Origin of the sequence: Alkalimonas sp. (assembly GCF_020831925.1) — a bacterium.
Classification (GTDB): Bacteria; Pseudomonadota; Gammaproteobacteria; order Enterobacterales; family Alteromonadaceae; genus Alkalimonas.
Genome location: NZ_JAFIFQ010000120.1, coordinates 1 through 2,832, shown reverse-complemented (window position 1 = coordinate 2,832; position 2,832 = coordinate 1). Strand labels below are relative to the sequence as shown.

General features: G+C 52.3%; 2 protein-coding genes. Both read right to left on the bottom strand.

Annotated elements, in window-relative coordinates:
- Positions 1–150: 150 nt before the first annotated feature.
- Positions 151–963: a hypothetical protein gene (locus JJU14_RS16495; protein WP_228614807.1), complete on the bottom strand. Its 813-nt coding sequence runs from the start codon at positions 961–963 to the stop codon at positions 151–153.
- A gap of 50 nt (positions 964–1,013) precedes the next feature.
- Positions 1,014–2,832, bottom strand: a 1,819-nt coding sequence (locus tag JJU14_RS16490) for a GNAT family N-acetyltransferase (RefSeq protein ID WP_228614806.1), incomplete at its 5' end; no start/stop codon positions are given.

Here is a 2,832-nt window from a genome sequence, read left to right as displayed (position 1 = left end):
ACGATGGTAGTGTGGCATTCGCCATGCGAGAGTAGTACACCGCCAGGCACCTTATAAAGCCAAGAGCCCACTCAATCGAGTGGGCTTTTTGCTTTATCCGCTGCGCGGCTTGACTACTCAGCCTGGAGCTACTAGAAACGAGAGTAGATTTTAAGGATTGCGTTTCAGGTTGCCGTGTCGATCAAAGCTCCAATGCTCAGCACCAAGTAACTTCAGGTAGGCGTCAGCCTGTATAAGTGGAACTGCACTGATAAAGTGTTGCTGATGGTCGAGGAAGATCAGCCATTCTTGGCTGTCGTCGGCCAGCTCTGCTGCAGATAAGTAACGGTGCATCCCAAGAAAGAGTGGTGGATAATGCTTCCAGCCCTTTTGAGTACGAAAAATATAATCACTTTGGTAATCCAGGTGTAGGTAATTGGCTTGCTCAATGGATGAAAGCTGGCTTTTATGTACCACACTGGCAATGGCGATGCTGTTACTGCTTTCAATCAGTTGCTGATAGCGTTGTTGCAGCAGATCCTGCTCTTGCAGCCTTAGCGCAAGTGTATCGGCAAAGCTCTGCTCGAGGGGGGAGCTGAGCTCCAACGCAAAATACGCCTCGCGGTAATCTCTAAACACCTGCTCCCAGGCATCCTCATCATCACAGGCCAACTCTCTGCTTTGCCAAATGATTACATTACGGGAAGGTTGCAGGGCTATGGTCTGCACAAAGTCCCGGTAAGATTCGATGGGTAAGGCCAGTGTTTGCTCGATCATGCTGAGCGCGGGAAAGCTTGCCAAATCCTGGTGTAAATTGTCCCAGTATTGTGCCGATGCACTGTGCTGACAGCTGAGGTAACCATCCGTCAGTCGTTGACTAAGTTGCTCTGTGTTAAGTGCAACTTGCAGCAAGCTGAGCTGTTGCTGGGTAAAGTCTTCTGCAGTCAGGCTTGTTAGTAGGGCAAAAATGGCAATTGAGAGCATAGTCTGATCATGTGTCAAAACAGCAGATTAACACTAGTTTTGCGATTTTGCTATGCTGAGCCGGGTGTTGCCAGTGCTGCTGCCACCATACGACGTAATTGAGCGATGAGCTGTTTTTTACCGGGAAAGCCGTAGGCTTTGGCTAAATCGTCGAACCCTTTCTTTTGCCAGAAAAGTGCTATGCAAAGCTCAGCGTCTGCAGCGGCTACATCCTGAACATGCTGATTAAACCAAAGCAACAACTGGCTATACACCAGTTCGAAAGGGCGTTGCTGATCAGCAAACAGGATCAGTGCCTGGTAATCCAGTTGACTGAGTGCTTGCTGTGGCGGCGTGACTAGTTGGCGAAGTAGTGCTGGCGAAAGCTCCGGGTAGAGCGCTGGGATTTGATGATAAAGCTGACGACAGAAGTTGCTCTCCAGTTGCTGGAGCCTGCTTTGCTGTTTATCGCTTGGCTTTAGCATCAGCAATGAATGTTCGCCGCTGGCCTGATCGGCCTTGATGCCCAGCCGCACAGGCACAAAGCCAGCTTTTAGCCAGAAGTTCAGCACCTTTGTTGCTACGGCAAAACTGGTACCGAGCAGACGCTCTGCTTGCTGGTAGTGCTCGCAAATGTGAGTAAGCAGCATAGTGCCAAGGCCCTGGCCTTGCAGTTTTGGGTGCACTACGATGCGCTGAATACGCGCCATTGGCTGTTGGCTCAGTTCGGGTTGTTGCAGGTGAAAAGCCAGACTTTGTGCCAGCAGGTGCCCCTGTACCCGTCGTTTGCCTAGTAGTATTTCTTTACTGAGTAATTCTGGTAATTCGCCTTCCAAACTGATCAGCGCGCAGGCCAGCAGCGCATTGTCTTGCAGCAGTGCGAAAATTTCCAGCTGGGGGTTGTCCAGCAAAGCAGCCAGATCGTCGACCCTGGTTTGGTAATGCGCCAAAGACAGTAAATGAAACAAGGACTGCAATAGCTGCGGCTGCTTTACCAGTTGGGCCGAGCTTAGTTGCTGCAGCTGCAGCTGTTCGGTATTACCGGCCCATAGCGGGTCTGGCTCTGTCAGGTTCAGCAGTAAGGTATGAAACAACAGCTGCTCGAGCGGATCATCGGCGGCATAACGAATGGGCTGTTGCAGCTGTAGCTGCTTGAAGCCAGCAAAATGCTGCTGCAAATAGGCCTGAAAACGCAACTGGAAACCACGGCCGGTGCCTTCATAGCCATGCTCAGTAGTGGCAAACACGACTCTGGGATAGGCCTGCACCAGCTGCTGCAATAAGGGGGTAGGAATAGCCGCTGCTTCATCGACCAGCACCAGATCGGCTTTGGGTTGCTGCTTGAGCAGCACATCAATGGGCAGGTAACGCAGCAGTGATTGTTGTTCAGTGTCGGTATGGGCGGCAAAGTGCTGTTGGCAGATAGCAGCTGCCGCCTCATTGGGTGCGGTAAGCAGGATCGGTTTGCCTTGCTGAGCCAACTCAGCTGCTGCAAGGCCCAGTGCTGCTGATTTACCCCGTCCCCGATGCGCGGTCAGCACCAAGGGGCGTTTACGATGACCCAGTGCTACTTTACGGATGGTGGCAACCGCAGCTTGCTGCTCAGTGCTGGCATAAGGTGCCGGGGCTGGTTCTGAATTTTTTGCTGCCGAAAAGCCTGGTGCCTGAATAATCTCATCCGGTGTAAGCCAGGCGAGCGAACATTGCTGCAAACGATGGTAGAAAAACGGCAGGAAATCGCCCTGATGGCTGGCGGCATCCAGCGGATAAGGCAGCAGATGGCGATGATCGATATTGGGTTGCTTTATCCATTGCTCAGGCTCTGGCGTTAGCAACAACCAAAGGCCGCCGGCTTTAATACTGCCACTGACCGCGGCGACCAGATCGGCC

Bases quoted from the DNA above. Each gene is read 5' to 3' on its own strand.
- JJU14_RS16495 (WP_228614807.1), bottom strand. From the start codon at position 963: ATGCTCTCAATTGCCATTTTTGCCCTACTAACAAGCCTGACTGCAGAA.